The organism is Mycolicibacterium hodleri (assembly GCF_025822245.1).
In the GTDB taxonomy this organism is placed as follows: Bacteria; Actinomycetota; Actinomycetes; order Mycobacteriales; family Mycobacteriaceae; genus Mycobacterium; species Mycobacterium hodleri.
Genome location: NZ_JACKTL010000026.1, coordinates 204,159 through 228,015, shown reverse-complemented (window position 1 = coordinate 228,015; position 23,857 = coordinate 204,159). Strand labels below are relative to the sequence as shown.

Below are 23,857 nucleotides of genomic sequence, written 5' to 3'. Positions count from 1 at the left end.
CATGCTTCGGACCCCGGTGCTGCTGACGGCCGGTCAGGGCGACACCGAGGCGGTGACCGGCACGCTGATGCGCCAGCCGGGAACCCTCGTCGTCGCACACCGCGTCGACGGCCCAGTGGTGCGACGCCACCTGACGATGCTCAGGAACGGCGTCCTCGACACGTCGGAGACCGTCCTCGAACTCGCCCACGGCTGTGTCGCCTGCACCGTCCGCAACGACCTGCTGGTGCTGCTGCGCAGGCTGCACCGACGCGACGACGTCGACCGCATCGTGGTGCACCTGGCGCCCTGGCTGGAACCCGAGCCCATCTGCTGGGCGGTCAACCACGTCAGGGTCAGGGTCGGCCCCGGCTACGTGGACGGACCCGCCGCCCGCGACGTCGAGGTCCACGCCGTGATCACCTGCCTGGACGCCGACCGCTGGCTCACCGACGCCCTCGGGGACGACGAACTCGACGACGGCCGCACCGTCGCCCAGGTCGTCGTCGGGCAAGCCGAGTTCGCCGACGTCCTCGTCCCGTCCCACCCCGAGGCGACGACGCTGGCCGTGCTGCGGCGCTTGACCCCCCGCGCCCGCATCACCGTCGGCACCGACCGCCTCGAGATGGCCCTCGCCCACCTGGAACCCGACGCCCGTCGCGGTCGCAGCGACGGACCGCACGGCCCCCTGCTCGCCGGCCAGCCACCGCTCGCAGTCGACGGAGCCGTGCAGCTCGTCGAGTTCTCTGCCCGGCGGCCCTTCCACCCGCAGCGGCTGCACGCCGCCGTCGACGTGCTGCTCGACGGGGTGATCCGCACCAGAGGCAGGCTCTGGCTGGCCACCCAGCCACGGCAGGCGATGTGGCTGCAATCCGCAGGCGGCGGGTTGCGCGTCGACGCCGCCGGCACGTGGCTCGCCGCGATGACTCCGTCCGAGCTGGCCTACGTCGAGCCGGAACGCCGCGCCCTGGCCAACCTCATCTGGTCCGGCGACCACGGCGACCGGCACACCTCCATGACGGTCCTGGTGTGCGGAGCCAGGGCCGACGAGATCCGCGGCGCACTGCACGGGGCGCTGCTGTCCGACGCCGAGATGGCCGCCCCGCAGGAGTGGAGCGGCTACCCCGATCCGTTCGGCGAATGGCATCGGGACCCGTGCGACGACCTGACCGAGTCCGCAACCGACGACGCTCTTGGCAACCGCCGGACGACCGAGTCATAGTTCCGTAGCCAGGCGCGATGGGCCGGCCGCAGCGTCGTGATGGATGATGGTGGGGTGGCAGACATCAAGCGCGGACGAGCAGCTCGCAACGCCAAGCTCGCCAGCTTGCCGGTCGGCATCGCAGGCCGAGCGGCACTGGGAATCGGCAAGCGACTGACGGGCTCGTCCAAGGACGAGGTTAACGCCGAGATGATGGAGAAGGCCGCCAACCAGCTCTTCACCGTCCTCGGCGAACTCAAGGGCGGCGCGATGAAGGTCGGCCAGGCCCTGTCCGTCATGGAGGCCGCCGTCCCCGAGCAGTTCGGCGAGCCCTACCGCGAGGCGCTGACCAAACTGCAGAAGGACGCCCCGCCGCTGCCCGCGGCCAAGGTGCACCGCGTGCTCGACGCCCAGCTCGGCACCAAGTGGCGGGAGCGGTTCACCTCCTTCGACGACTCCCCCATCGCGTCGGCGAGCATCGGCCAGGTGCACAAGGCGGTGTGGTCGGACGGCCGCGAGGTCGCCGTCAAGATTCAGTACCCGGGCGCCGACGAGGCCTTGCGGGCCGACCTGAAGACCATGCGTCGGATGGTGTCGGTCTTCCGGCAACTGTCCCCGGGAGCCGACGTCCAAGGCGTCGTCGACGAGCTGATCGAACGCACCGAGATGGAACTCGACTACCGGCTGGAGGCGGCCAACCAACGCGCCTTCGCCAAGGGATACCGCGACCACCCGCACTTCGTGGTGCCACAGGTGGTCGCGAGCGCCCCGAAGGTCGTCGTCGCGGAGTGGATCGAGGGCATCCCGATGGCCCAGATCATCCGCAACGGCACCCCCGATCAGCGCGACGTCATGGGCACACGGCTGTTCGAGCTGACCTACGACGCACCGAGTCGCATCAAGTTGATGCACGGCGACGCGCACCCCGGCAACTTCATGCTGCTGCCAGGGGACAAGATGGGAATCCTCGACTTCGGCGCCGTCGCACCGATGCCCGACGGCCTGCCGGTCGAACTCGGCCTCATGGTCCGCTACGCATTGGCCAAGGACTACGACAACCTGCTGCCCACCATGGAGAAGATCGGCTTCATCCAAAAGGGCCAGAAGGGCGAGCAGGTCTCACCCCGCGAGATCGACGAAATGCTGCGCCAGTACGTCGAACCCGTCGAGGTCGACGAATTCCACTACACCCGTAAGTGGCTCCAGAAGATGGCGGCGGCCAACATGGACATCTCTGCTGACGCGATCAGGACCGCCCGAGCGATGGACCTGCCGGCCAACTTGGCCATCCCGATGCGGGTCATCGCGTCGGTGGTGGCGATCTCGTGTCAGCTCGACGCCCACGTTCCGACCAAAGCGCTTGCGCTGAAACTCATTCCGGGCTTCGCCGACGAGGTGTCCTAGCCTCAGCAATACGTGGGGCTAGGACACCTCGCGCCGACTACGCGGCGGCGGGGTTCGCAACGGGGTCCTTCGCGTCCTTGCGCGGGCGGCCCCTCGGCCGCTTGCGCGCCACCACCGTGCCGCGGTCGATGATCTCGCCACCCCAAACTCCCCAGGGCTCTTGACGTTCCAGTGCCTCGGCGAGGCACTGACGGCGGATCGGGCACTCGGCGCACAGCACCTTGGCCCGTTCGAGCTCCATCGGGTTCTCGGCGAACCACAGGTCCGGGTCGTTCAGATGGCAAGGTACTGCCAACGTTCTCTCGCGGCATGTCTGCGGGGACATGTCCGAATCACCTTCTTCCTAGTCCAAAGTCGATCAGAGTGACGTCTGATGGATCTGAGACCAGAAGTTCGGGTGTCCCCCGAAAGCAATCTGGCCACGGATCCGGTGAATGTCGGGTCCGTGGCCATGTGGCTTTTGTGGGTACCTAGGTGGTGCCCCGATTCACGGACGCGACAGTCGCGGCGGCGGCGCGTCGCTTGTACGCCGGAATGGCGCCACGCATCGCGGCCATCGGATGCCCTGCCGGCGCGGCGGGCCCGGCGACATTGAGGGGCGACGACGTGACGACGGCGTTGGCGACGGCTACGCCGGAGTTCTGAGTAATGATCACGTGACTCCCCTCCCTTCGATTCGACCGGATTAGACGGTTATGAGACTAAACGCTCACAGCGTAATTGGACAAGCAATTTTCTGACCTGCGACTTTGCCCGTCACCGGCGTCCCTTCACCAACGCGAGCACGTCGGGCCCGAACTGCTCGAGCTTGCGGGCGCCGATGCCGGGAATCGCGACCAGCGCGGCCTCGTCGACCGGCAGCGTCTCGGCGATCGCGATCAGGGTGTTGTCGGTGAACACCACGTACGCGGGCACCTTCATCTCCTTGGACGTCTCGAGCCGCCACTCCTTGAGCTGGGCCAGCAGCTCCTCGTCGAGATCGGACGGACACGTCTCGCAGCGGCGCAACATGATCGACGCAGAACTGGTCAACGCGGTGTTGCAGACCCGGCAGCGAGGGCTGACGCCGCGTTGTCGCCGAGGCTTGCTGGGCCCGTCCTCGGAGGTGGCCTGGGGGGCCACGCCGTTGAGGAAGCGCGACGGGCGACGGCCCTGCCTACCGCCCGGTGTCCGCGCCAATGCCCAGCTCAGCGCCAAATGCACACGCGCCCTGGTGATTCCGACATAGAGGAGGCGACGCTCCTCTTCGACCTGCTCACTGTCGGCGCCACGCGCCAAGGCATGCGAGATGGGCAGCGTGCCGTCGGCCAACCCGACCAGGAACACCGCGTCCCACTCCAAGCCCTTCGCCGCGTGCAGCGACGCCAGCGTGACGCCCTGCACCACCGGCGGGTGCCGAGCGTCGGCCCGCTGACGCAGCTCGGCCAGCAGCGACCGCGTGTCGAGCGACGGCCGCAGGGCCACCTCCTCCTCGACCAGTTCGACCAAGGCGGCCAAGGCTTCCCACCGCTCACGGGCCCGGACACCCTGCGGCTCCTCGGCGGTGAGGCCCAGCGGTTCCAGCAGTTCGCGGATCACCGGCGGGAGATCCGCCCCGACCGCGTCGATGCGTTCCGCCGCGCGCTGCAGTGCGGCCAGCGCCTGCCGGATCTCCTGGCGGCTGAAGAAGCCCTCACCGCCGCGCACCTGGAACGCCACCCCGGCCGCGGTCAGCGCCTCCTCGTACACCTCCGACTGCGCGTTGATGCGGTACAACACCGCGATCTCGGCGGGGGCGGTGCCCTCGCGGACCAGCTTCTTGACGGCCTTCGCGACGGCGGTGGCCTCGGCGACCTCGTCGGGATGCTCGTTGAACGTCGGCGTCGGCCCCGGATCGCGCTGACCGATGAGGTGCAGCTTGCTACCCGCCATGCGGCCGCGCGCCATCGAGATCACTCGGTTGGCCAGCGACACCACCTGCGGCGTCGACCGGTAGTCACGCTCGAGGCGGACCACCGCGGCCTCGGGAAAGCGGCGGGAGAAGTCGAGCAGATAGCCGGGGGTGGCACCGGTGAACGAGTAGATGGTCTGGTTGGCGTCACCGACGACGGTGAGGTCGTCCCGGTCGCCGAGCCAGGCGTTGAGCACCCGCTGCTGCAGCGGCGTCACGTCCTGATACTCGTCGACGACGAAGCAGCGATACCGGTCGCGAAACTCCTGCGCCACGGCGGCATCGCTCTCGATGGCGGCCGCGGTGTGCAACAACAGGTCGTCGAAGTCCAGCAGCGCGGTGCCGTCGCGGCGGGCCTTCATGGCCTCGTACCCGGCGTAGACCTTCGCGACCTTTGCCGCGTCGAGGGGAATGTCCCGGCTGACCTTGGCCACCGCCGCCGGATAGGCCTCGGGGCTGATCAACGACGACTTGGCCCACTCGATCTCCCCGGCGAGATCGCGCACGTCGTCGGTGCTGGCCTGAATCGACGCGCGATTGGCCGCCTGGGCGACCACGCCGAACTTGCTGTCGAGCAGCTCCCACCCGGTGTCGCCGACCACCCGCGGCCAGAAGTACTGCAGCTGCCGCCGGGCCGCCGCGTGAAACGTCATGGCCTGCACGGCACCCGTGCCGACGCCGTCGGCGCCCTGCTCGTCGAGCGACCGTAGCCGGCCCCGCATCTCGCCGGCCGCCCGCGAGGTGAACGTCACCGCCAGCACCTGGCTAGGCGCCACGTGACCGGCCGCCACCAGGTAGGCGATGCGCCGGGTGATGGTGCGCGTCTTTCCGGTGCCCGCGCCCGCCAGCACGCACACCGGCCCGCGCGGCGCCTGGACCGCCTCGCGCTGCTCGTCGTCGAGGTCCTCGATCAGACGATCGAGCAGTGTGGAGGAGGCCTCGGGAGCCTGGGACGGCATGGCCTCCATCCTGTCAGGCACCGGTGACACGCGCTGCTCCGACATCCCCGGGCGCCACCGCCCAGGTTGGTGCAATAGGCGGGGCTTCCGTAACGTTGAGACCGCTATGACAGGTAAAGACGCGCAGCTGACCATGTACTCGACGACCTGGTGCGGCTACTGCGCCCGGCTCAAGACCGCCCTGAAGTCGGCCGGCATCGGGTACGCGGAAGTCGACATCGAGGCCGATCCCAGCGCCGCCGAGTTCGTCGGCTCGGTCAACGGGGGCAACCACGTCGTCCCGACGGTGAAGTTCGCCGACGGCTCCACGCTGACCAACCCCAGCCTCAAGCAGGTCCAGGCCAAGCTCGCCAGCTGAGTTGCGCCGCGAGCGCCTGTGTCTAAGGGCTGAACGCCCAGGATTCGATGATCTCCCGGGCAATCGAGATCGAGCCCGGCAGCAGCAGCCGCGACGGTGAGTCGCTGCTCCAGTCGCCGTCGGCCAGGGCGGCTTGGACCTCCGAGCGGGTGAACCACCCCGCCTCGGCGATTTCTCCGTCGCTGAACACGAACTCCTGCTCCGGATCGCCGATCGCGTGGAAGCCGACCATCAGCGAGCGCGGGAACGGCCACGGCTGACTGCCCAGGTAGGTCACGTCGGTGACGGTCAGGCCGATCTCCTCGGCCACCTCGCGCACCACGCACTGTTCGAACGACTCGCCCGCTTCCACGAACCCGGCGATGAGCGAGAAGAGCCGCTCCGGCCACACGGTCTGGCGCGCCAGCACTGCACGGTCGTGACCGTCGTGGATCAGGCAGATGACCGCGGGGTCCATCCGCGGGAACTCCTCGCGGCCCGTGACCGGGTCGACCCTCGCCCACCCCGCCTTGTGGCTCTTCGTGGGCGAGCCGTCGGCCGCGCTGAAGCGCGCACTGTCGTGCCAGTTGAGAAGCGCGGTGGCGGTGGCGACCAGCTGTGCGCTGACGTCGTCGAAGACGGCACCCGCGCGGCGCAGGTCGAGGACCTCCGATTCGGCGTGTGGATCCTCCGGCCCGTCGAGCGCGCCGCGCACCGCCCACACGTGTCTGCCGTCCGGCATCCGGCCCAGGAACACCGCGTGCTCGTCCGGCGTCGGCGAGTACTTCGCAGCGCTGCCCAGAACCACCCGACCGCCGGAGATCAGCACCTGATTGCGTCGGTCGACCTTCAACAACAGCGCGTCGCTCCACCCGGCCAGCGCGGCGTCGACGTCGGTCCGGAGTTCGTCGGCGCGGTCGGCACCGACACGTGACAGCAGGGGGACGTTGCGCAGGGTGAACGCGCCGGGACCGGTCATCGGTCCGAGTCCGCGTTGCGGATGTAGAGCAAGCGGTCGCCGAGCTCCATCGCGTCGGCTCCCGGTGCGTCGACGCGCACCAGATTGCCCTCGCGCACCACCCCGAGCACGATGTCGGACAGGTGCCGCGCGGAACCGCCGACCTCCTTGGCGGTCACGTCGCGTTCGGCGATGGCAAACCCGGCGTCGGGGGTCAGCAGATCCTCGATGAGCTCCACCACCGTCGGGGTGTTGGCCGCCATGCCGAGCAGTCGACCGGCAGTCTCGGAGGACACCACCACCGAATCCGCCCCCGACTGGAGGAGCAGATGCTGGTTCTCCGACTCCCGGATCGAGGCGATGATCTTGGCCTTGGGCGCGAGCTCGCGGGCGGTCAGCGTGACGAGTACGGCGGTGGGGTCGCTGTTGGTGGCGACGACGATGGCCTTGGCGTGCTGGGCTCCGGCGAGGCGGAGCACGTCGGCGCGGTTGGCGTCGCCGTGCATGGTCACCAGCCCGGCCTTGTCCGCACGGTCGAGTGCGGCGCGGTCGGTGTCGACGACCACGATCTCACCGCTCTTGGCGCCGTCGCCGATCATGGCCGAGACGGCCGTCTTGCCCTTGGTGCCGTAGCCGACGACGACGATGTGGTCGCGCACTCTTCTCCTCCATTGCTGAATCTTGAGGGTCTGACGCGAAGCCTCCGTCAGGGTTTCCACGGTGGTACCGATCAACACGATCAGGAAGGCGACGCGCAACGGCGTGATGACCAGCACGTTGATGAGGCGGGCCGACGGCGTGAACGGGGTGATGTCGCCGTAGCCGGTGGTCGACAGCGACACCGTCGCGTAGTACAGACAATCCAGGAACGAGAGCTGGTTGTCCTGCACGTCGCGGTAGCCGTCGCGGTCCAGATAGACGATCAGCACCGCTGCGAACAGTGCCAGCAGCGCGTAGAGCACCCGCATCGCGATCTTGCGGGCCGGGCTCACCGGCTGCTCGGGGATGCGCAGCGTCCCGACCAACGCGTGGTCGGGCTGAGTGGTCAACGTCTGATCGAGCGCCTCCATCCGGCGCCGCAACCTACCCTTGGCCACGAGGGCCCGTCATCCGCCCAACTCGCCGCACAGCACAATGTAACCATGAGCTCCCTCACCGCAGCATCCGAGAACGCACCAAGCCAGGTCACGGCCCAGCGAATGGGGGCGATGCTGATCGGCATGGGCGTGCTGCACTTCGTCGCGCCCAAGCCGTTCGACATGATCGTGCCGGCGGAATTACCGGGCAGCGCACGGTTCTACACGTTGGCCTCCGGTGTCGCCGAGGCCACCACGGGCGCCCTGCTGATCGCCCCGCGCACGCGTCGCCTCGGCGCGGTCGCCGCCGTGGCGCTCTACGTCGGAGTGTTCCCCGCGAACGTCAACTCCGTGCGCGTGCTGTGGAACAAGGGCTGGCCCGCCCGGATCGGCACCATCGCCCGCCTGCCGCTGCAGATCCCCATGATCACCCAGGCGCTCAAGGTGTACCGCACCGCGCCTCGCTAGCGGCCCCGAGCAGCCCGGCCAACTCGTCGGCGTCGGGCAGGGCGTCGGGCGTCACCGTGCGCCCGCTCCGCACGTAGTGGAATGCCGTCCGCACCGACTCGGGTGACACCCCGGCCGTCGCCGCCCACGCCAGCCGGTACACGGCGAGTTGAACGGCGTTCTGCTGCAACGCCTCCTCGCTCGCCGGCGGATCGCCGGTCTTCCAGTCCACCACCGTCACCCCACCGTCGTCGTCGGCGAACACCGCGTCGATCCGGCCGCGGATTACCGTGCCACCGATGACCATGTCGAACGGCACCTCGACGTCGACCGGCGTCCTCGACGCCCACGGCGACACCGCGAAGGCCTCCTGAAGTTCGGCAAGTTGCTCCGCCTCCGACAGACCCAACTCGCCGTCGACCGCACCCGGCAGGTCCTCGAGGTCGAACAGCCGCTCGGCGTGGAAGAACCGCTGCACCCAGTCGTGGAACGCCGTGCCGAGCAACGCGTGCGGATCCGGGCGTACCGGCACCCGACGCTGCAGCCGGCTCAGCGCCCCGTCGGGATCGCGTCCGAGGTCCACCAGTGCGCTCACCGAGAGCTGCACCGGCAGCACCGGTGCGGGCCGTACCAGTGCCAACTCGCGCTCGGCGATCAGGGCGTCGACGTCGGCGACCCACCCGTCGGGGTCGGCCGGCTCGGGGTCGTCCGACGGCGCCACGGCCATGGCCCGCCGGACGAGTTCGACGCCACGGTCTACGACGCCGCGCTCGGCGCCGGCCGGATCGACGGGCCAGATGCGTTCCAGAACGTTGTCCCGCAACGGGTTCGACTCACCGTCGGCGGGAGCCGGCGCCCACTGTTCGACGACTCCGCAGGGGTCCCCTGCCGCTGAGGCCCGGTCGATCACGTCCTTGATCTCGAGCAGGAAGTCCGACGGACCGCGCGGCTTCGACTCCGTCGCCCCCCAGTGATGACCGGACAGCAGCAGGGTGTCCTCGGCGCGGGTCAGCGCCACGTACAGCAGTCGGCGCTCCTCGTCGATCCGGCGCTGGTCGAGCGTCTTGCGGTGAGCGGTGACCTTGTCGGACAACGCCTTTCGATCGTTGACGTCCGAGGTGTCGAGCACGGGTACGCCGTGTTCGGAGACCTCGGCGCGGTCGCCGCGCAGCAGCGGCGGAAGGTCGCCGGCGTCGCTGAGCCAGGTGCGGGCGGATCCCGACGACGGGAACACCCGGGCGCTCAGGTGCGGCACCGCGACGACCTGCCACTCCAGGCCCTTGGCGGCGTGCACGGTCAAGATCTGGACCCGGTCCTTCGACACCGTGAGCTCCGCGGGGGCCAGCCCGTTCTCCACCTCCATCGCGGCGTCGAGGAACGCGAGCAGCCCGGCCACCGACGCCGAGGGGCGCGCGGCGAACTCGGCGACGACGTCGGAGAACGCGTCGAGGTGTTCGGTGCCGGACCACCCCGCCGAGACGGTTTGCGCCGCACGAACTTCGGCGTCGACGCCCAGCATCCACCGGATCTCGGCGATCAGATCGGGCAGCGGGTGGTGCAGTTGCGCCCGCAACGCGGTCAGCTCACGGCACAGCGCGACGATCCGGCCGTAGCCCACCGGCGAATAGCGGTCCTGATGGCCTGGATCGCAGATCGCGTCGGCCAGACACGCGGTGTCCGCGTCCGGACTCGCGGAGGCGACGATGTGCGTCGTCGAGGACCGGTCGACGGTGCCCTTGCTCGCGGAGTCGAGTTCCACCGCCCGACGCCACAGCGCGGTGACGTCGGCGGCGCCCAACCGCCAGCGCGGACCCGTGACCACGCGGATCGCCGCCGAACCGGCGGTGGGATCCGCGGCCAGCCGCAGCATCGCGACCACGTCCGCCACCTCGGGCACCGACAGCAGACCCGACACTCCGACGACCTCGACCGGCACGCCGCGCGCGGTGAGTGCGTCGGCGACGGGGGCGGCGTCGGCGTTGCGGCGCACCAGCACCGCCGTGGTCGGAACGTCGGCACCGGAGTCGACGGCGCCGTGGTAGACCTCGGCCAATTGGTCTGCCAGCCAGTCCCGTTCGACGCTCACGTCACTCAGCAGCGCGCACCGCACGGTGCCGGCCTGCGCGCCCGGGCGGGGCAGCAGCTCGCGGACGGCCACCGATCGGCGCCGCGCCTCCATCGAGACAGCGTTGGCCAGGTGCAACGCGCTCGGCGGATTGCGCCAGCTGGTGCGCAGCTCCAGCGTCGGCGCGGGCGTGCCGTCGGAGAGGCAGAAGTCGGTGGTGAACCGTGGCAGGTTGGTCGCCGACGCGCCACGCCAGCCGTAGATCGACTGGATCGGGTCCCCCACCGCCGTGAGGGCAAGCTCGTCGTCGACGCCGCCCCCGAACAACGCCGACAGGGCCACCCGCTGAGCGTGACCGGTGTCTTGATACTCGTCGAGCAGCACCACTCGGTAGCGCTGACGCAGCTGCTCGCCGACTCGGGGAAACGTCGCGGCCAGGCGGGCCGCCGCGGCCATCTGCATGCCAAAGTCCATCACGTTCTCCGCGCGCATCCGTTCGTGCAGCGCGTCGATCATGGGCACCAGCTCGGTGCGTTCGGCCTGCACGGTCAGAAGCTTCAACAGCGATTGGTTGGGACCCGTGTCGCGCTGGCGTGGCCCGGCCGGCAGGGTGTGCACCAACCGCTCCAGCTCGACGTGGGTGTCACGCAGCTGGTCGGTGTCGACGAGGTGTTCGGCCAGCTGGCCGGCCAGCCGCAGCACCATCCCGGTGACGGTGGCCGGGGACTTCTCGGTGTCGAGTGCGGGGTGGTCGCAGACGACGCGAAAGGCCAACTGCCACAGCTCGGTTGCACCGATCAGACGGGTCGACGGCTCCACCGGCAGCAGCAGCCCGTGCTCGCGCAGCAACGTCCCCGCGAAGGCGTGGTACGTGCCGATGGCCGGATGCTCGTCGACCTCGGCCCGTTCGCCGGGTACCAGACCCGCGCCCGCGAGCCGCGCCAGTCGGGTGCGGACCCGGCGCAGCAGCTGCCCGGCCGCCTTTCGGGTGAACGTCAACCCGAGGACCTCGCCGGGACGCGCGTACCCGTTGGCGACGAGCCAGACGACGCGGGCGGCCATCGTCTCGGTCTTGCCCGCCCCCGCACCGGCAATCACCACCAGAGGGCCGGGGGGCGCCGCGATCACGGCGGCCTGTTCCTCGGTGGGCGCGAAGATGCCGAGGGCGTCGGCCAATTCGGCCGGGCTGTACCGAGCGGTCACTGTCGCCCACCCAGCGCCGCTTGCGCGGGACACGTCGCCCGCACCGGGCAGTGTGCACAGCCGTCGTTGACGCGCGCCACGAACTCCGGTCCCTTCGTCGCACCGGCGGCCTGCTGGACGCGCTCGCGCCACTCGTCACGCCCGTCGGCGGTCATCGGATTCTGGTCGCGTTCGGTGGCGCCGGCCACGCCGATCTTGCCGAGGTAGACCAGTCGCCCACCGCCGGCCTGGTCACCCTGCGGCAGAACACCTTCCGCGATCGCCAGCTGATACATGGCGAGCTGGGCATGCTGCTGCGCGTCGTCCTTGCTGACCGGACTCTTGCCGGTCTTGACGTCGACGACGACGAGTCTGCCCTCGGCGTCGCGCTCAAGCCTGTCGACCCGCCCGCGGACCCGCACGCCGGGCTGGTCACCCCCGGCCGACGCGACGACTCCCTCAACCTCCACCTCGGTGCCCACCTCGGTGAGTTCGTGCCGGGTCTGGGCCCGCCACTCGAGGAATGCCGTCAGCATCGTCCGGTGGCGGTCCAACTCGTTGGCCGCGAACCACGCGGCGTCGAAGGGAAGCTCTTCCCACACCGATTCGAGCTGCGCCAGCATCTGGCCCTCCGTCTTCTCACCGTCGGACACCAATGCGTGCACCAGCGTGCCGAGAGCCGAGCGGACGTCGCGTCCGTCGTTGCCGCCGTGGCGCTCGAGCAACCACCGCAGCGGGCAGTCCGACAGCGTCTGCAGCGTCGACGGGGACAGCGTCACGACGTGCTCGTCGCCGTCCCACAGGGGCCCATCGGTCGACACGGCCGTACTGGCGTACCAGTGGACCGGGTCCGCACCCGGGACGCCCGCCGCGGCCAATCGGGCCAATTGCCGTGCCGCACAGTCACGGACGTCGTCGGTCACGACCCCGTGCGGTGCGCACACCACGGCGCGCAGCCTGCCGACGACCGCGGCGGGCGCCAGGACGCGAGGGGCGCGAACCGGCTCGGCGTCTCGATCGGGCGGCTCGGTCGCCAGCGCCGCGAGCTCGTCACAGAACGGCGACGGCATCAGGGCGTCGTCGCCCTCGTCGCCGTCGACCGCGGTGACCAAGACCCGTGCACGCGCCCGGCCGAGCGCGGCGACCAGCAGCCTGCGCTCCTCGGCGAGCAGCGGCGCTCTGGTGGACGTGCCGTCGACGATCCCGTCGAGGACGTCGACGAGCTGCTGGGTACCCAGCACTCCCCCACGTGGAACCACGTTGGGCCACAAGCCTTCCTGCAGACCCGCGATGACCACGAACTCCCACTCCCGGCCCAGTGAGGCGTGTGCCGACAGCACCGCCACCGCGTCGCCGGCGACCGATTCGCCACCGCCGACGGGCAGCACCATCGACCGCACGTGGTCGACGAATCCCGTCAGCGAGGCCCCGGTCGTGTGGGTGACGTACCGTTCCGCCACGTCGAACAGCGCGGTCACGGCGTCGAGGTCCCGGCCGGCCTGGATCCCCGCGGTGCCGGACCGCTCGGCGGCCGCCAGCCACCGTCGCTGCAGACCGGTCTGATGCCATGCCTGCCACAGCGTGAACCGGGGGTCGAGCCCGTCGGCCTGGCTGCGGCTGGCGGCGGCCAACACCTTGCGCACCAGCTTCAGCGCCCTGGCCAACTGGTCGGGCACGTCGCCCGGGACGGGGCGGCGCGGGTCGAGGGCGTCGACGAGCAGGTCGGCGAAGTCCCGCGAGACGTCACCCGGGTCCAGGCGACGCAGCGTGCGGCGGAGTTGGCGCAGCGACACCGGGTCCACCCGGCCGATCGGGCCGGTCAGCAGCGCCAGCGCGCGCTCGCCGTCCAGGCCGTCAGAGACCACGTCGAGCACCGCGAGCAGCGCTGCGACGGCTGGCATCTCGGCCAGCGGGCCCGTCGACGCCTGCTGCGCGACGGGTACGCCCGCCACGGTCAAGGCACGCGCCAGCCCCGCACCCGCGCGGGGTACTGACCTGACCACGACCGCCATCTGCGACCACGGCACGCCGTCGACGAGATGGGCCCGGCGCAGCGCGTCGGCGATCACCGCGGCCTCGGCGCGCTCCGAGGCGGCGATCCGCACCGCCACCGACCCCACCCGGTCGTCGGCCGAGATCAGCTGCCGGGCGGCGTCGACCCCGGGCAACCGACTCGCGATGCCCGTCACGGCGCGGGCCACGGCGGCGGCGCATCGGTGCGACTCGCCGAGCACGATCGTCGGATGGTCCCCGGCGGCACCGAGCAGGGCCGGGTCGGCGCCGCGGTAGCCGAAGACCGACTCGTTCGGATCGCCTGCGATGACGGCGAGTTCGGCGCCGCCCGCCAATACCCGCACCAGCAAAGCGGCCTGCGGGTCGAGGTTCTGCGCGTCGTCGACCAGGAGCAGCCGAATCCTGGTGCGCTCGGCCGCCAACAACGCGGGGTCGGCGGCGAAGGCGTCGAGGGCGGCGCCGACCAGCTCGGCTGCCCCCAACGCCGGCACCGTGGCCTGCGGGGCCGCCATGCCGACCGCGGACCGCAACAGCATCACCTGCTCGTAGACCTGCGCGAACTGGCCGGCCGCCACCCACTCCGGGCGGCCCGCGCGCCGACCGATGCGTTGTAGCGCAGCCGGTTCCACGCCCCGTTCGGTGCATCGCGCCAGCAGGTCCCGCAGCTCGTTGGCGAAACCCACGGTGCCCAGGGCGGGCACGAGGTGGCGTGGCCACCTCACCGAGGCGTCGGGACCGTCCTCGAGGTCACCTGCGAGCAGCTCACGGATGATGCCGTCCTGCTCGGCACTGGTGACCAGCCGCGGTGGCGGGTCACCGTTACGCTGGGCCCCCATCCGCAGGACCGCGAAGGCGTAGGAGTGAATGGTGCGCACCATGGGCTCGCGCACCGCCGCCGGGCCGTTCTCGAGCAGCGCGGCCGTGACCAGGGCACGGGCCGTGGCGCTGAGCCGTGCCGAACTCGTGAGCAACAGAACGGATTCCGGCGCGACGCCCGCCGCGATGCGCGCCGCGGCGGCGTCGACGAGAAGCGACGTCTTCCCCGTCCCGGGCCCGCCGACCATGCGCACGGTGCCGCGGAGACCGAGATCGGTCAGCACGGTGGACGTCGGTGCGGTGCGTGGGGCGGGCATGAAGACATGTCACCACGGGGGTACGACAAGACCGGCCGCCGCGCTGCTGGCAGCATCGACACCATGACCGACGTCTTGAGCGTGCGCCGCTTCGGCCCGCGCACACCGCCCCGGATCCTGGCCCTGCACGGGTTGACCGGGCACGGCCAGCGGTGGGAGACCCTGGCGGAACGGCACCTCGCGGAGTACCCGATCTTGGCACCCGACCTGCTGGGCCACGGCCGATCGTCGTGGGCGGCACCCTGGACCGTCGACGCCAACGTCGAGGCGCTCGCCAACCTCCTCGACGCAGAGGCGGACGGGCCGGTCTGGGTGGTGGCCCACTCCTTCGGCGGCGCCGTCGCGCTGAGCCTCGCGGAGTCCCGGCCCGACCTGGTCGAGGGACTGATCCTCCTCGACCCCGCCGTGGGCCTCGACGGCGGCTGGATGCGCGAGATCGCCGACGCCATGCTGCAATCCCCGGACTTCGCCGACCGGGACGAGGCGCGAGCCGACAAGTCCTCGGGGTCCTGGGGTGAGGTCGACGAGGCCGACTTGGAGCGCGAACTCGACGAACACCTCATCACCCTGCCGAACGGTCGGGTGGGCTGGCGCATCGGCATTCCTGCGGTGATGTCGTACTGGAGCGAGCTGGCGCGACCGGTCGCCGTGCCGAGCGAGGGCACGCCGACGACGGTGGTGCGGGCGAGGAGAACCGAACCCCCGTACGTCACCGAGGAACTGGTCGCGACGTTGCGCGCCGCGCTGGGTTCGCACTTCACGCTCCTCGAGTTCGACTGCGACCACATGGTGCCGCTCTCCAGACCGGCCGAGACGGCGCAGCTGATCCGGGACTTGGTGGGCTGAGCGATCGCCGCCATCACCGACGAGCAGGTGGAGACCGTCCGCGCGCTGGTCGCGTCCATCCCGACGGGCAAGGTCTCGACGTACGGCGACATCGCCGACGCCGCAGGGCTTCCCAGCCCGCGGATCGTCGCGTGGATCATGCGGACCGATTCGTCGGATCTGCCGTGGCACCGGGTGATCAGGGCGTCGGGCCGGCCGGCGCCGCACCTCCAGGCGCGCCAGCTCGAGCTGCTGCGGGCCGAGGGCGTGCTCGCCAAGGACGGCCGCATCGCGTTGCGCGAGGCGCGGCACGCGTTCTGACGACGGACGCCTACAGGATCAGGCGCACCAGTGCCGCGGTGCGGGCCAGCCCGGGGAACGCCGCCGCGGTCGAGCGCGGATGCAGCGCGTGGACCGCCAACCGGAACATCAACGCGCGCAACAGCATCTGCGGCCACTCCGGCAGGGGGGCCCACCGCTCGACGAGTCCGTCGTCGGCCTCACCCCAGGCCAGGGCGTCGACGACGACGACACCGGCCGCCCAGGACGCCGGCCGCCAATACGGCGTGATGTCGGTGATGCCGGGAGCCGCGGTGCCGGCGAAGAGCACGGTGCCGTAGAGGTCGCCGTGCACGAGCTGGCTCGGGCTGCGCGTCGGCCGGCGCAACGTGGCCAGCTGGGCGATGAGGTCGACCGAGCGTTGCCCGTCGGCGCCACCAGGCGCGACCCGCGCACCGGGCGGCAGGCTGTGCATCGGACGGTCCTCCCACGCGGCGCGGTCGGCGGCGATGAACACGTCGACGTCGGACCACGGCGCCGACGGCGGCTGGGTCAGGAACCGCGGGCGTTCCAGCTTCGCGGTGGCCTCGTGCAGTCGGACTGCGGCGGACACCACTTCGTCGTGGCGCGGCTCCGGCGTTCCGGTGACGAACGTGTCGGCGCGCCACCCGGCCACGACGTAGCGGCCGTCGGTCGAGCGCACGGGGCGGGCGAGGCGCACGCCGTCGACGAACAACGTCTCTCGGACCTTCGCAGACCAGCCCGCCCTGGCGTGCTCGGCGACCATCGACAACACCACTTCGCCGCAGCGCCAACCACCCTCCCAGCTCGAGCCGAGCGGGACGGGCCGGACACCCGAGAGACCAAACGCCGCCAGGACGTGATCGGGCGGCATGTCGGCACTCACAGACTTAGCCTAAGGCGTGGGCTGGCCAACGAGCCGTCAGTACATGACCATGTCGGGTTCGAGTTCCCGCGCCCACGCCACGATTCCGCCCTGCAGGTGCACCGCGTCGGCGAAACCCGCCCCCTTCACCGCGGCCAGCACCTCCGCCGACCGGATTCCCGTCTTGCAATACAGCACCGGCGTTCGGTCGTGCGGCAGCTTGGCCAGGCCGTCGCCGGCGTCGATCGCCGACTTCGGGATCAGCTCGGCCCCGCCGATGTGGTTGATGGCCCACTCCGCGGGCTCACGGACGTCGACCAACGCGATCCTCCGGCCGGAGTCCAGCATGGCGCGCAATTCCCGGGGCGTGACGGTCGAGTCGGCGGCCGCCTCGGCCGCGGCGTCGGACACCACGCCGCAGAACGCGTCGTAGTCGATCAGCTCGGTGATCTTCGGTGTCTCGGGATCCTTGCGGATCGTGATGGTGCGGTAGGTCATCTCCAGTGCGTCGTACATCAGCAGCCGGCCCAGCAGGGGGTCACCGATGCCGACGAGCAGCTTGATCGCCTCGGTGCCCATCACCGACGCGATCGAGCCGCACAGGATGCCGAGCACGCCGCCCTCGGCGCACGACGGCACCATCCCGGGGGGCGGCGGTTCCGGGTACAGGTCTCGGTAGTTGAGACCACGTCCGTTGGGCGCGTCCTCCCAGAACACCGACACCTGCCCCTCGAAGCGGTAGATCGACCCCCAGACGTACGGCTTGCCCGCCAGCACCGCCGCGTCGTTGACCAGATAGCGGGTGGCGAAGTTGTCGGTGCCGTCCACGATCAGGTCGTACTGCTCGAACAGGTCGACGGCGTTGTCGCCGGACAGTCGAACCTCGTGCAGCCGCACTTCGACCAGCGGGTTGATCGCGATGATCGAGTCACGGGCGCTCTGGGCCTTCGGCCGGCCGACGTCGGACTGGCCGTGGATGATCTGGCGCTGCAGGTTGGATTCGTCGACGACGTCGAAGTCCACGATGCCGATGGTGCCCACACCCGCGGCGGCCAGATACAACAGGGTCGGCGAGCCGAGGCCGCCGGCGCCGATCACCAGCACGCGGGCGTTCTTGAGGCGCTTCTGCCCGTCGACGCCGACGTCGGGGATGATCAGGTGGCGGCTGTAGCGGGCGACCTCGTCACGGGTGAGTTCCGCGGCCGGCTCGACCAGCGGTGGTAGCGAAGTGGACACCTTGCCGCCCCTCGAATCGACGTGACACCTGGCTCGTTCAACGGCGATCGCGCCGGCTCCGTTCCCCGACGGGTCAGGCGATCGGATAGGGCCACGGGTTGAAGCGGCAGGTCTTTCCGTCGGCCTGCACGGACTCCGGATCGAATCGCGCGTCGTCGTCGTTGCTGGTCGAGAACGTCTGCTGCATCATCACCGGGGCCAACGCGCCGTTGTCGGCGCACGGCTCGTGCTTCTGGTACCCGATCGCGTGCCCCACCTCGTGGTTGACCAGGTACTGACGATACGAGCCGATGTCGCCCTGAAACGGCACGGCGCCGCGCACCCAGCGGGCCTCGTTGACGAACACCCTGGCCTGGTCGCCGAGGTAGGCGGGGTTGTAGCAGGACGCCTCGAGCGGAATGTCGTAGCCGCACCCTTCACGCACCGTCATCGGCGAGGTCAGCGAGACCCGGAAGTCCGGTGTCTGCGCCGGGTCGTCGATGCGGGTGAACGCGATCTGCGGGTTGTGCGTCCAACTCTTGGGGTTGTCCAGCGTCTCGGTGACCATCCGGGCGAAGGCCTCGTCGCCACCGATGGAAGCGGTGTCGACGCCGTCCTCCACCTCGACGGTGTAGGTGAAGGACTTGGTGGTGCCGGTGCCGACCTTGGGTGTCGTACCGGGAACGAGGTGCCAGGTCTTGGCACCGGACTCGGTGAACGGTCCGCCGTCCGGAAGGATCCCGGTCGGCAGGTTCGCGTCGAACTGGGTCATGCCCTTTGGTGGGGCGCCGATGATGCCCGTACCCGTGGCACCGATGGTGGGCGGCCCCTGGACGGGCCCTTCCGCGTTGACCGGCGTCGGGGCGGTGGTTCCGGTGACGGCCTGGTAGACCACCAGCACGGTGATGACGGCCAAGATCGGCAGCGCGTAGGCGCGCCACCCGTAGGTGGAGACGAACCGTCCGAGCCACGACTGCTTTCGCCAGCGCTGACGGTCGTCTCGGTTGGAGCGCGTCCGGCCGCCGGCCTCGGCCAACGGGTCGCGCTGTGCGCGCAAGGGTTCCCTGAACTCGTTGCGCAGCACGGGCTGACGACCGCCCCCGCGACGCCCCGGGTCGTAGGTCACCGCACCAGAATGGCACAGGCCCGCCGCGGAGAGGCCGTGGCGCGCCACCCGTACACGGCGTGACATGACGCACGGCCCCGATCGGCGGTAGTAGTGTCGGTTCGATGACCAGCCGGATCAACGGCTCCCATCGGGGCGGCCTGCACCGGGCCGCAGTTCCACATCCGGATAGAGGAGTGATGAGCGACATCGCCGAGCGGAAGGGTGCCCAGTCGGGCGGTGGTGACGGTTCGACCGGAACCACCGGCGGGAATCGGCGTGGCAACCGCCTGCCCCGCGACGAGCGGCGCGGGCAACTGCTCGTCGCCGCCAGCGACGTCTTCGTCGACCGCGGCTACCACGCCGCCGGCATGGACGAGATCGCGGACCGGGCCGGCGTCAGCAAACCAGTGTTGTACCAACACTTCTCGTCGAAGCTCGAGTTGTACCTCGCGGTCCTGGAGCGCCACGTCGACAACCTGGTGACCGGCGTGCAGCAGGCGTTGCGCACCACCACCGACAACCGCCAGCGACTTCGTGCCGCCGTGGGGGCCTTCTTCGACTTCATCGAGCACGACGGCCAGGGCTACCGGCTGATCTTCGAGAACGACTACGTGACCGAGCCTCAGGTGTCGGCTCAGGTGAAGGTCGCCACCGAGGCGTGCACCGATGCAGTGTTCGAATTGATCAGCAGCGATTCCGGGCTCGAAGCGCATCGGGCCAGGATGATCGCGGTCGGCCTGGTGTCGACGAGCGTCGACTGCGCGCGGTACTGGCTGAATTCCGACCGGCCGATCTCCAAGGAGGCCGCGGTCGACGGCACGGTGCAGTTCGCCTGGGGCGGACTGTCACACGTGCCGCTGACCCGCTTCTAGCTGAGCTTGTCGGCCACGGCCGCGGCCGTGGCTCCGATGCCGAAACCGACCCGCCTCGAGTCGGCGGCGCCGATCTCGACATAGGCGATCCTGGTGTTCTGGATCAGGTAGCGACGACCCTTTTCGTCGGTCAGTGCGAGCACGCCCGAGTCCTTGCCGAGCGCCGCGGTCACCAGCTCCTCCACCTCGGCCGGGGTGGACGCGCTCTGGAGCACCAGCTCGCGCGGACTGTCGGTGACGCCGATCTTGACCTCCACGTGAACCCTTTCCTTCGATGGTCTTTCCCCTGAGAAGGCTAGTGGACGGGCCGCATCACCCGCGCCCGCGGTGGCGCCACTTCGCGGACAGCGCAGCGCTGACCGGCTCGGTTCGCACGTCACGGCCCGTGAGCCAACCGAGTCCGGACCGTGATCTGACCCCAGGCGCGTCAACCTCGTGCGTCACTTCAGCCTCGTTAGCATCGCTGACACACCAGAAGACAACGCACGGGATAGTGAGCATGGACAGGCCTTACGCAACGTATTCGAGGACGTCGACGACGGCGCGCAACGCTGGCGCAGCCGGGACGCGCGGCGCACGCTCGAGCGGCTACACCGCCGTCGAGACCGACGTCGTCGACGGCGGCGCGACCTACCGGCGTCGGTCCGACTACGACTCCGACTACGGCACGTCGTCGGGCCCCGACTACGGCACGTCGTACGGCTCCGACCGCGGCACGTCGTACGGCTCGGAGTACCGGTCCGGATCCCGATACGGGTACGACGACCGGTCCGGAGCTGCAGTCCACGACTACGACGCCTACGACGCGCAGTCCGACGACTATCTGGACGACGACGTCTACGAATACGAAGAATCCATCGACCGCCGATGGGTCTGGGTCGCCGGCGTCGCCGCCGCTATCCTGCTCGTCGCGATCATCTGCACCGTGGTGATCCTCGGCGGCGGCGACAGCGGCTCGGTGTCCAAGACGATTGCCGCGACCACCCCGACGACGGCCGCCCAGGACGCCGTCACCACCCCGGCCACGACGGCACCACCGGCGGTGACGTCGGTGGCTCCTCCCCCGCCGCCGGCCGCCGCGCTCTCACCGGAGACGGTGACCACCATCCCGCCGAGTTCGACCGTCGCCGTCGCTCCGGCACCCGCCGCGGCCGCCCCGGTTCCGGCCGTCTCGCCGCGCACCGTCACCTACCAGGTGACGGGCGACCGGCCACTGCTTGACCTGGTCACCGTGGTCTACACCGACGGCCAGGGCGCCCTGCAGACGCAGTTCAACGTCGCGCTGCCGTGGGTGCGCTCGGTGACCCTGGATCCGGGAGTCTCGTTGACGTCGGTCACGGCCACCAGCCTGACCGGTCATCTGAACTGCTCGGTGACCGACGCGAACGGCGTGACCCTGGTCTCCCAGAACACCAACTCGATGATCGCGACCTGCACCAAGTAGGGACCCGCCCGGCTCAGCCGAGACCGAGCTCGCGAACCCGGGCGTTGTGGGTGTCCTGTAGCCGGCCGAAGAACTCGGTCAGCCGGCCGAGGCCCTCGCCGCTGGAGACGACGAAGTCGACCAGCTCGTCGTGCTCGGCGAGCACGTATTGCGCTTGTGTGATGGCCTCGCCGAGCAGCCGGCGGGACCACAGCGCCAGCCGGTGGCGCTGCTTGTCGCTGGCGGTGACCGCCGCCTTGACCTCGGCCACGACGAACTGCGAGTGCCCCGTCTCCGAGAGCACCGCCCGGACGACGTCGGCCGCGTCCTCGGGGAGCGCGTCGGCGATCTCGAGGTAGAAGTCGGCCGCGAGGGCGTCGCCGATGTAGGTCTTCACCAACGCCTCGAGCCACGTGCTCGGCGTGGTCAGGCGGTGGTAGTTCTCCAGTGCGGAGGCATATTTGGTCATCGCGGGAACGATGTCGACGCCACGCTTGGCCAGCGCTTCACGAAGAAGCTCGTAATGGTTCATCTCGGCCGCCGCCATGCTGGCCATGTTGATCCGGCCCGCCAGATTCGGGGCCATCCGCGCCTCGTCGGTGAGTCGGTAGAAGGCGGCCACCTCGCCGTAGGCCAGGAGCGCGAACAGCTGGTCGACGCCTGCATGCCTTGCCAGCGTGGGGGCCACCGTCTGCTCGGGCGAGGCCCCGGGCTGCGTCGGAGTCATGGCTCGACTCTAGACGGGCCCGGCGCGCCGATCGGCGCGGCAAGGGCACCGAAATCCCGGCCAGCTATCATGGTGGGCGGAAGCGGCACATCTCGTACCCGCCGCTACCAAGAAATGTGCGTGCACGTGTCGGTCCGCTTCGTCAGAAGCCGAGGCCCCCAACGTTCCTTCGTCGAACCCGTGTGCGCGTGTGGACGCCGCGAGATTGACAAACGAAAGGTTACGTCGGCAAACGCATGACTGAAATCACCACGACTTCAAACACCACCACCGAATCCTTCACCCCGGACATCGACGTCGTCGTCGACGCACCCGAGGCCGCGCCGAAGACCACCACCTTCGCCGAGCTCGGCGTGCGCGAGGAGATCGTGCGCGCACTGGCCGAGGGCGGCATCGAGCACACCTTCGCGATCCAGGAACTGACGCTGCCGCTGGCACTCTCCGGCGACGACCTGATCGGTCAGGCCAGGACCGGCATGGGCAAGACCTTCGCCTTCGGCGTGCCGCTGCTGCACCGCATCGTCACCGACGAGACGCGGCCGCTCACCGGCATCCCCCGCGCCCTGATCGTCGTGCCCACCCGCGAGCTGTGCCTGCAGGTCTACGACGACCTCGCCAACGCCGCGAAGTACCTCAGGGTCGGCGACCGCAAGATGGTGGTCACCTCCATCTACGGCGGCCGCCCCTACGAGCCCCAGATCGAAGCCCTGCAGAAGGGCGTCGACGTCGTCGTCGGCACCCCGGGACGCCTGCTTGACCTCGCCCAGCAGGGCCACCTGCAGCTCGGCGGCCTGTCGGTGCTGGTGCTCGACGAGGCCGACGAAATGCTCGACCTGGGCTTCCTGCCCGACATCGAGCGCATCCTCAAGCAGACGCCGACCGACCGGCAGGCGATGCTGTTCTCGGCGACGATGCCCGACCCGATCATCACGCTGGCCCGCACGTTCATGAACCAGCCGACGCACATCCGCGCCGAGGCCCCGCATTCGGCCGCCACCCACGAGAACACCAAGCAGCACGCCTACCGCGCGCACGCGCTGGACAAGGTCGAGATGGTGGCCCGCATCCTGCAGGCCGAGGGCCGCGGCGCGACGATGATCTTCACCCGTACCAAGCGCACCGCACAGAAGGTCGCCGACGAACTTGCCGAGCGCGGCTTCAAGGTCGGCGCCGTGCACGGCGACCTGGGCCAGGCGGCCCGCGAGAAGGCACTCAAGGGCTTCCGCAAAGGAGACGTCGACGTGCTGGTCGCCACCGACGTCGCGGCCCGCGGCATCGACATCGACGACATCACCCACGTCATCAACTACCAGATCCCCGAAGACGAGCAGGCCTACGTGCACCGCATCGGCCGCACCGGCCGCGCGGGCAAGACGGGCATCGCGGTCACCCTCGTCGACTGGGACGAGCTGCCGCGCTGGACGATGATCGACAAGGCCCTCGGGCTCGACACGCCCGATCCGGTGGAGACGTACTCCAGTTCGGCGCACCTCTACGAGGAACTGAGCATCCCCGCCGAGGCGGGCGGTTCGGTGGGCCGCGCGTCGCGTTCCACCGAGTCGCGGCCCAAGCGGGAGTCGCGCGACGGCGAGAAGCGCGAGAGCAGCGACCGGCCGTCGCGCAACCGGGACCGGACCCGTCAGCGCACCCGTGGCGCCACGAAGTCGACCACCGAGTCCGTCCACGTCACCGAGAACGCACAGGTCACGACGACGTCCGACGACGGTGAGACCTCTCCCTCCGGCGACTCCACCGGCCCGGCCAAGCGCCGTCGCCGGCGTCGTCGCCCCAGCAGCGCATCCGCGCCGACCGCCGGCTGACCGGAGCACGCACCTCCC

The 23,857-nt window shown here is 70.2% G+C and carries 21 protein-coding genes; 9 read left to right on the top strand and 12 right to left on the bottom strand.

Going from position 1 to position 23,857, the window contains the following annotated elements:
* The first annotated feature begins 1 nt into the window (after position 1).
* Both mrf and H7J06_RS09305 read left to right on the top strand, forming a co-directional pair.
* The gene (gene mrf, locus H7J06_RS09310; RefSeq protein ID WP_264038466.1) at positions 2 to 1,201 is read left to right on the top strand and encodes a ribosome hibernation factor-recruiting GTPase MRF; all 1,200 of its coding nucleotides are present in this window, start codon (positions 2 to 4) and stop codon (positions 1,199 to 1,201) included.
* Between the two features lie 39 nt (positions 1,202 to 1,240).
* Positions 1,241 to 2,584 (top strand): macrolide-binding ATPase MABP-1, encoded by a 1,344-nt coding sequence (locus tag H7J06_RS09305; protein ID WP_264038464.1) that lies wholly within the window; start codon positions 1,241 to 1,243, stop codon positions 2,582 to 2,584.
* A gap of 37 nt (positions 2,585 to 2,621) precedes the next feature.
* Here the strand turns inward: H7J06_RS09305 and H7J06_RS09300 are convergent, their stop codons facing one another.
* The 3 genes from H7J06_RS09300 to H7J06_RS09290 all read right to left on the bottom strand — a co-directional run bounded on the left by H7J06_RS09300 (position 2,622) and on the right by H7J06_RS09290 (position 5,482).
* Entirely contained in the window at positions 2,622 to 2,909 is a 288-nt protein-coding gene (locus H7J06_RS09300) for a WhiB family transcriptional regulator (RefSeq protein WP_264038463.1), read from the bottom strand.
* 145 nt (positions 2,910 to 3,054) lie between these two features.
* Positions 3,055 to 3,240, bottom strand: coding sequence for a hypothetical protein (locus H7J06_RS09295; protein WP_264038462.1), 186 nt, complete (start codon positions 3,238 to 3,240; stop codon positions 3,055 to 3,057).
* Positions 3,241 to 3,340: 100 nt separating this feature from the next.
* On the bottom strand, positions 3,341 to 5,482 hold the full coding sequence (locus H7J06_RS09290; protein ID WP_372515283.1) for an ATP-dependent DNA helicase UvrD2: 2,142 nt from the start codon (positions 5,480 to 5,482) through the stop codon (positions 3,341 to 3,343).
* Positions 5,483 to 5,579: 97 nt separating this feature from the next.
* Between H7J06_RS09290 and mrx1 the strand changes: the two genes are divergently transcribed.
* Positions 5,580 to 5,831, top strand: coding sequence for a mycoredoxin Mrx1 (gene mrx1, locus H7J06_RS09285; protein ID WP_264038459.1), 252 nt, complete (start codon positions 5,580 to 5,582; stop codon positions 5,829 to 5,831).
* Between the two features lie 22 nt (positions 5,832 to 5,853).
* Here mrx1 and nudC read toward each other — a convergent pair whose 3' ends face one another.
* Positions 5,854 to 6,789 (bottom strand): NAD(+) diphosphatase, encoded by a 936-nt coding sequence (nudC, locus tag H7J06_RS09280; RefSeq protein ID WP_264038457.1) that lies wholly within the window; start codon positions 6,787 to 6,789, stop codon positions 5,854 to 5,856.
* Positions 6,786 to 7,865, bottom strand: a complete 1,080-nt coding sequence (locus tag H7J06_RS09275; protein WP_264038456.1) for a potassium channel family protein — start codon at positions 7,863 to 7,865, stop codon at positions 6,786 to 6,788. Before H7J06_RS09275 ends, nudC begins: the two co-directional genes overlap by 4 nt.
* Positions 7,866 to 7,910: 45 nt before the next feature.
* Here H7J06_RS09275 and H7J06_RS09270 point away from each other — a divergent pair, with 45 nt between their 5' ends.
* On the top strand, positions 7,911 to 8,312 hold the full coding sequence (locus H7J06_RS09270) for a DoxX family protein (RefSeq protein ID WP_264038455.1): 402 nt from the start codon (positions 7,911 to 7,913) through the stop codon (positions 8,310 to 8,312).
* Here the strand turns inward: H7J06_RS09270 and H7J06_RS09265 are convergent.
* Positions 8,284 to 11,559 (bottom strand): ATP-dependent helicase, encoded by a 3,276-nt coding sequence (locus H7J06_RS09265; RefSeq protein WP_264038454.1) that lies wholly within the window; start codon positions 11,557 to 11,559, stop codon positions 8,284 to 8,286. The genes H7J06_RS09270 and H7J06_RS09265 overlap by 29 nt on opposite strands.
* Positions 11,556 to 14,684 carry an ATP-dependent helicase gene (locus H7J06_RS09260; RefSeq protein ID WP_264038453.1) on the bottom strand — a complete coding sequence of 1,043 codons (3,129 nt, stop codon included), beginning with the start codon at positions 14,682 to 14,684 and terminating at the stop codon, positions 11,556 to 11,558. Before H7J06_RS09260 ends, H7J06_RS09265 begins: the two co-directional genes overlap by 4 nt.
* Positions 14,685 to 14,747: 63 nt before the next feature.
* Here H7J06_RS09260 and H7J06_RS09255 point away from each other — a divergent pair, with 63 nt between their 5' ends.
* Positions 14,748 to 15,530, top strand: a complete 783-nt coding sequence (locus H7J06_RS09255) for an alpha/beta fold hydrolase (RefSeq protein WP_264038452.1) — start codon at positions 14,748 to 14,750, stop codon at positions 15,528 to 15,530.
* Positions 15,531 to 15,533: 3 nt separating this feature from the next.
* Complete coding sequence (locus H7J06_RS09250; protein WP_264038779.1) at positions 15,534 to 15,830, top strand: MGMT family protein; 297 nt, start codon at positions 15,534 to 15,536, stop codon at positions 15,828 to 15,830.
* 10 nt (positions 15,831 to 15,840) lie between these two features.
* Here the strand turns inward: H7J06_RS09250 and H7J06_RS09245 are convergent, their stop codons facing one another.
* The 3 genes from H7J06_RS09245 to H7J06_RS09235 all read right to left on the bottom strand — a co-directional run bounded on the left by H7J06_RS09245 (position 15,841) and on the right by H7J06_RS09235 (position 19,015).
* Positions 15,841 to 16,695 carry a TIGR02569 family protein gene (locus tag H7J06_RS09245; protein WP_264038450.1) on the bottom strand — a complete coding sequence of 285 codons (855 nt, stop codon included), beginning with the start codon at positions 16,693 to 16,695 and terminating at the stop codon, positions 15,841 to 15,843.
* A 36-nt stretch (positions 16,696 to 16,731) separates the two neighbouring features.
* The gene (gene moeZ, locus H7J06_RS09240) at positions 16,732 to 17,910 is read right to left on the bottom strand and encodes an adenylyltransferase/sulfurtransferase MoeZ (protein ID WP_264038449.1); all 1,179 of its coding nucleotides are present in this window, start codon (positions 17,908 to 17,910) and stop codon (positions 16,732 to 16,734) included.
* A 73-nt stretch (positions 17,911 to 17,983) separates the two neighbouring features.
* On the bottom strand, positions 17,984 to 19,015 hold the full coding sequence (locus tag H7J06_RS09235; RefSeq protein WP_264038448.1) for a DUF3152 domain-containing protein: 1,032 nt from the start codon (positions 19,013 to 19,015) through the stop codon (positions 17,984 to 17,986).
* A 179-nt stretch (positions 19,016 to 19,194) separates the two neighbouring features.
* Here H7J06_RS09235 and fasR point away from each other — a divergent pair, with 179 nt between their 5' ends.
* On the top strand, positions 19,195 to 19,869 hold the full coding sequence (gene fasR / locus H7J06_RS09230; protein ID WP_264038447.1) for an HTH-type transcriptional activator FasR: 675 nt from the start codon (positions 19,195 to 19,197) through the stop codon (positions 19,867 to 19,869).
* Here the strand turns inward: fasR and H7J06_RS09225 are convergent.
* Complete coding sequence (locus H7J06_RS09225) at positions 19,866 to 20,126, bottom strand: DUF3107 domain-containing protein (protein WP_264038446.1); 261 nt, start codon at positions 20,124 to 20,126, stop codon at positions 19,866 to 19,868. The genes fasR and H7J06_RS09225 overlap by 4 nt on opposite strands.
* Before the next feature lie 242 nt (positions 20,127 to 20,368).
* Between H7J06_RS09225 and H7J06_RS09220 the strand changes: the two genes are divergently transcribed.
* A complete protein-coding gene (locus H7J06_RS09220; protein ID WP_264038445.1) occupies positions 20,369 to 21,313 on the top strand; it encodes a hypothetical protein in 945 nt (314 codons plus the stop codon).
* 13 nt (positions 21,314 to 21,326) lie between these two features.
* Here the strand turns inward: H7J06_RS09220 and H7J06_RS09215 are convergent, their stop codons facing one another.
* Positions 21,327 to 22,019, bottom strand: coding sequence for a ferritin-like fold-containing protein (locus tag H7J06_RS09215; RefSeq protein WP_264038444.1), 693 nt, complete (start codon positions 22,017 to 22,019; stop codon positions 21,327 to 21,329).
* 236 nt (positions 22,020 to 22,255) lie between these two features.
* Between H7J06_RS09215 and H7J06_RS09210 the strand changes: the two genes are divergently transcribed.
* A complete protein-coding gene (locus tag H7J06_RS09210; RefSeq protein WP_264038443.1) occupies positions 22,256 to 23,839 on the top strand; it encodes a DEAD/DEAH box helicase in 1,584 nt (527 codons plus the stop codon).
* Positions 23,840 to 23,857 lie beyond the last annotated feature (18 nt).